At 69.1% G+C, this 4901-nt stretch carries 4 protein-coding genes and 1 pseudogene; 1 reads left to right on the top strand and 4 read right to left on the bottom strand.

Annotated elements, in window-relative coordinates; all coding sequences use genetic code 11:
• Both VXC91_RS42425 and VXC91_RS42420 read right to left on the bottom strand, forming a co-directional pair.
• Nucleotides 1-954: ISAzo13 family transposase (locus VXC91_RS42425; protein WP_329512691.1), on the bottom strand; the 954-nt coding region annotated here is incomplete at its 3' end.
• Nucleotides 955-1103: 149 nt separating this feature from the next.
• A pseudogene (locus tag VXC91_RS42420) lies at nucleotides 1104-1604 on the bottom strand (DUF1203 domain-containing protein); the annotation flags it as partial.
• Nucleotides 1605-1817: 213 nt separating this feature from the next.
• Between VXC91_RS42420 and VXC91_RS42415 the strand changes: the two are divergent.
• The gene (locus VXC91_RS42415; protein ID WP_329512692.1) at nucleotides 1818-2330 is read left to right on the top strand and encodes a GNAT family N-acetyltransferase; all 513 of its coding nucleotides are present in this window, start codon (nucleotides 1818-1820) and stop codon (nucleotides 2328-2330) included.
• 647 nt (nucleotides 2331-2977) lie between these two features.
• Here VXC91_RS42415 and VXC91_RS42410 read toward each other — a convergent pair.
• Both VXC91_RS42410 and VXC91_RS42405 read right to left on the bottom strand, forming a co-directional pair.
• A complete protein-coding gene (locus VXC91_RS42410; RefSeq protein WP_329512690.1) occupies nucleotides 2978-3874 on the bottom strand; it encodes a GNAT family N-acetyltransferase in 897 nt (298 codons plus the stop codon).
• A gap of 43 nt (nucleotides 3875-3917) precedes the next feature.
• Complete coding sequence (locus VXC91_RS42405; protein ID WP_329512689.1) at nucleotides 3918-4784, bottom strand: alpha/beta hydrolase; 867 nt, start codon at nucleotides 4782-4784, stop codon at nucleotides 3918-3920.
• Nucleotides 4785-4901: the final 117 nt, after the last annotated feature.

The raw sequence follows: 4901 nt of genomic DNA, 5'->3' as shown, positions 1-4901 counted from the left end.
TGTCCCGGGCGGAAAGTGACACACAGTGATCTCCAAGCCGGTCTCGCCCGCCAGCCGCGCCAGCTCGACCTTCCACGTGCGGGTGCGGTAGCCGTTGGAACCGCCAGCGTCCGCCGTGATCAGCAAGCGGCCGGCTTGCGGGTAGGCGTCCCGGCCGACAGCATCCCACCAGCGGCGGATCGTGGCGACCGCGAACGCGGCGGTGTTGTGGTCGCAGCCCACGCTGACCCACCCGGTGTTCGCGGCCAGGTCGTAGACACCGTAGGGGACGACCTGGCCCGCGCCGCCGTACTCCAGGAAGTCGTGCGAGCGGACCTTGACCGGCTCCCCCTTGCGCCGCCACTCCCGGCCGGACATGTGGTGCTCGCCGACCTGCTCCTTCTTCTTCGCGTCCACGGACACCACCGGATCCCCGCTCGCCTGGTGGGCCTTGACCTGGTCATTGATGTAACGGAACTGCGCGTCGCGGTCCGGGTGGCTCGCACCCTCCAACACCCGGGAGTTGCCCTGCAAGCTGAAGCCCTCCTCCCGCAGCAGGTCGCCGACGGGGTCCGCGCTCACCCGGTGGCCCTGGACGGTTAACTCCGCGGCCAGGCGCCGCGTCGACTTGGTGGTCCAGCGCAGCGGCGACATCGGGTCGCCCCGCAGATCGGGCTCGACCAGGGCCAGCAGAGCCGGACGCAGGCCCGGATCAACGTCTACGACGCGCTTGCGTCCACCGCCGGGACGGCGGACCAGCCCCAACGGCGGTTCGCCTCCCTCCAGTTCGGCCACGCCCCGCGAGACTGTCCCCTCGCGCACCCCGGCCGCCCGGGCGACCACCCGGATCCCGCCGTGCCCCAGCGACCGTGCTTCCGCACCCAACATCAAACGCCGTTGACGCTCATCCAAGTGCGGGAACACCGCCTGGAACTTCGCCGCCAGCAACTCCCGCGTGCCCTCCGGTATGCCCATACCAAATCAACGAGTCAGAATCCCGGAAGCGACGGGTTGTTCCTCTGCGCGTCCCACAACCGCACTTTGGGCTCCCTCGTTCCCTGCGGGCAGCCGATTCCTTGAAATCGATCATTCAGGTGGCAGGGCGGTTGCTGCTCCTCGGCGGAGGGCCGTCGCACCTCGAAGTGGAAGCATCCGTATTCCAGTGCCCTGACGTGCACGAGCACCACTTCCGGGTCGCTGAACGCATCATCGAAGGCTGCATCGAAGCCAGCCGTGGCGTCGGCTGGAATCTCCAGAAGGCGTCCACCGGCGATATGGCCCCGGGCGTCATAGCGGCGCACGGTACGCAGGGCGCCCGGCCGATCGAAGGGGTAGTTCTCGCCGGGGGTGATCCCGCCGCAGCCATCGGCGTGGATGAAGACGGGACCCTGTTCGTCGTACGCGCCCGGAAGCGCACCCCTCGCGGCGGCCCAGCGTCGCAACGGGGCGTACGAAACAAGGGCAATCCGCTCGCCGAGCGTGATGGGGCGCAGGCAGCAGCGCAGCGGGGAGCCCTCGTCGTCGTGGGTCGCGATATACGGGGCGCAGGGACGGCCTGCGTCGTCGGCAACCCGCAGTTCCCTGAGGGCGGCTGTGTCAATGGGGAACACGGTGTACCTGGTCATGTGCCCATGCTGGCTCGACGCACGGATGTTTGCTGGCAGGAAACGGACGTAGCGTTGGTGCGTGCCCACGCAGAAGGCTGACCGGAAACGTCACACCCGCTGAACGCAGGCCCCTACGATCGCCACCCCTTGGAATCGATCATCTAGAGGTGATCTTGGATTGGTTGCGTTGCGTGATCGGGGCCGAGTGTCTGGCAGGCTGGGGGCGTGGTGATGCTCGATCCGTTGATTCGGTTGGCGCGTCCCGGTGACGGGCCCGGGCTGGTGGAGTTGCAGCAGGTCCTGGACCGGGAGACGGAGTTCATGCTGCTGGAGCCCGGTGAGCGGGAGCCGGACCCGGGGCCGCTGGAGGCGCGTCTGGCCGATGGTGCCGATGGCCGGGACCTGTCGTATCTGGTTGTGGCCCTGGCTGGGGCGGTGGCGGTCGGCTATGTCGATGTGTCGGTGCTGTCCTACGCTCGGGCCCGTCGCACCGGTTATGTGGTGGCTGGGGTATGCGCGGATCACAGTGGCCGGGGCCTGGGGCGGGCTCTGATGCGTTCAGCGGTCGAGGAGGCTCGCTCCCGCGGGATGGGCCGGCTGGAACTCACCGTGATGGAGCACAACCGCCGTGCCCTTGGTCTCTATCTGGCGTGTGGCTTCCAGGTCGAGGGACTTCGGCGGGCCGCACTGGAGGTGCACGGCCGCCGGATCAACGAGTACTACATGGGACTGCTCCTGGACTGAGCTCCGCCAGGGTGGGTATGGGCTCTCGTCCTGCGGGTGGGAGCCCGGGGAGCCGCGTTCAGGGGCGGCGTTGTGGACGCTGGCTCCAGCGATGGGTGGTCCAGGCCCGGCGGAGCCTGAGTCTAGGAACTCAGTGGCCTCACGCCGCGTCTGTTCCGCCTCCCCGACGGACGAACACGGCACGCCGTACAACGGCCCGATGGCCCGCCAATCGCCGGCAAAGAGGGAAGCGGCCCATGGCTCCCGCGCTTCTGTTCCCTTCCGAGCAATCCGAGCCCGCCAGGATGATCCTTGACCGGCTCCCGCAGTTGTCGCAGAGAGATCTTGCCACGGTCTGCTCCTATGAGCGTTCCCCTGCGGTCCGTCTTGCGGTCCTGAGCAGGATCGCGGATCTGCTCGGGCATGAGCCCTGGCCCGGCTACGACATCATGAGCGCGGGTGACATCCGCAAGCTGCTGGCTGATGCCGGAGAGAGCCTCACCCGGCGGGTGCTGGACTACGAGCGTCATCATCAGGCACGCTCCACCATCCTCGCGGCCGGAACGCGTCCAAGCCTGACAGGTCTCGGTCCGACCGGCCCCGGTCCGGCTGGGCGGTCGGTGCCGCACTCCTTCTCGGCTGTCATGCTTCCCGTCACGCCCTCGGGCTCACGCGCCAGGCCGCGGGTCTCGGGGGCGTTGGCGCTGGTAGGTCCACAGCTGGTCGACGAGGGTGAAGCCGAAGGAGCTAAAGAGCCGGGTGGTGGCCTGGCTCTCGGAGGCGGACTGCTGTGTGTCGTCGAGGACGAGGGCGACCTCGGTGGCACCCTGTTCGGCCAGCAGGGCCAGGGCCTGGCTGAGCAGCCTGCGGCCCAGGCCGCGGCGGCGGCGGGTGGGCAGGGTCTCGATCCAGTAGACGGTCGCGGTGCGGTCGGGTTCCACGCTGACCACGGCTTCGGCGACCGGTTCGGCGGCCTCGCGAATGATCAGACGGTGGCCCGGAGGGTTGTTGCAGGGGAACACATCGGCGACCAGCTCGGTCGGCAAGGGCTCGGCGGAAAGCACGAGGTGCAGGTAACAGCCCTGGCAGCGGCCGGTGAAGCCGGTCTGCACCAGGGCGTCGTGGGTGGCGCCGCGTCGGGTGCAGGGCAGGCCGCCCGGACCCAGGGGACTCGGCGGAGCACTCACGAAGGCCTCGATCCACGTGCAGTCGGCAAGTGCGGCAAGTGCGTGGCCTATCAGGGCGCGCAGGGCGGACAGGTCCTCGTAGGCGTGGAGCCAGCAGATCTGACCGGTTCGCACATCGGTCCAGGACAAGTACGCGATGATCCCGTAGGGGCGGTCTTCGGCATCGGCCAGGACGCTGATCCGTGGCCGAGCCGGTACAGTCCAGCCGGCCAGGGGGAAGGGGACAGGACTGCGCCGCGCCGCGGTCAGCTTCTCCAGGGTGCAGTGCGGCTGTCCCGGCAGGCGGTCGGCATCGATGAGTTCTCGCACCCCTGGTTCGTCCTGGGGGCAATACGGGCGTACCGTCGACGCGCTCTCGGGGTTGGGTGAAAGAGCCATGCTGTCCGTCCGCACACGTGCTGACGTTCCTGTCGGCTACCTCTTAAGGGTCCTCCGTTTCCGTCACGCTGTCACGGAGAGCCCCGGCGGTGTCGTGGGGCTGCCCGTTCGTGGTGGGGTTGGGCCCGTGCGGGGGGCCTGCGGCGGATGCGGCCTGCTGAGCCGCAGTCAGCAGTCGGCTCAGCAGTGAGCGCACCTGGTCGATGACCGGCCGGTGCGTGGGGAGGGTCAGGTGGCCGACGCCGGCCACGAGCACATTGCATGCCATGAGGTCGGGATGGTCGATGCGTCCCCTGGTGGCCGGGATGACAGCCTGGTCCAGGTCGCTGTAGAAGGCCACGAATCGAGTGCGGCACCCCACGGCCGGCTCGGCGAGTTCGGTCAGCAGGCCGCTGCCCGGCCGTAGCTGACGCAGAAGCGGATGCGGCGGTGCCAGCAGGGCTGCAGTGGTCCCGCCGTGCGGCGTCGCCAGTGTGATCACTAACGGCACGTACGTGTCCCCGCCGAGCCGCTGCACGTAGTAGCGGGCGACCAGCCCTCCAAGGCTGTATCCGATCACGACAACGGCCCGCCCGGCGCTGCGGGCAATGGCCAGTTCCACCTGCTCGCCCAGGACCCGGGCTGCCGCGCGGATGTCCGGGCTGAGCGCCTCATAACTCACCGTGATGAAGGGGCCCACGCCGAGGCCGCCCAGCCCCTGCCGCAGCGCGGTGCAGACCGATTCCCTGTCCGCTAGCCCATGCGCCAACAGCACAGGAGGGCCCCCGCCTGTCGCCGGTTCGTCCCGGCCCGTCCGCCGCCACGGCAGAGTACGACCGAAGTACCCGGTCAGCTGGCCGACGCCCCCCGCCGCCAGTTCAAGGGGCAGGCGCAGCAGCCGCACGGTCGCCCTGCTTGCCTCGGTACCCACGCCGCGCACCGGTGACAGCCCTGGTACTGACAGGCGCGGTCCGAATGGAATGCCCCTAGCCGTTCACCAAATACCTCCGAGGACGCCTCGGCCTTCAGGCCGGGGAGGAATCGGACC

This window comes from Streptomyces chiangmaiensis (assembly GCF_036281785.1).
Lineage (GTDB): Bacteria > Actinomycetota > Actinomycetes > Streptomycetales > Streptomycetaceae > Streptomyces > Streptomyces chiangmaiensis.
The sequence above is the reverse complement of the archived record's forward strand: the minus strand, read 5'-3'. Positions and strand labels throughout refer to the sequence as shown.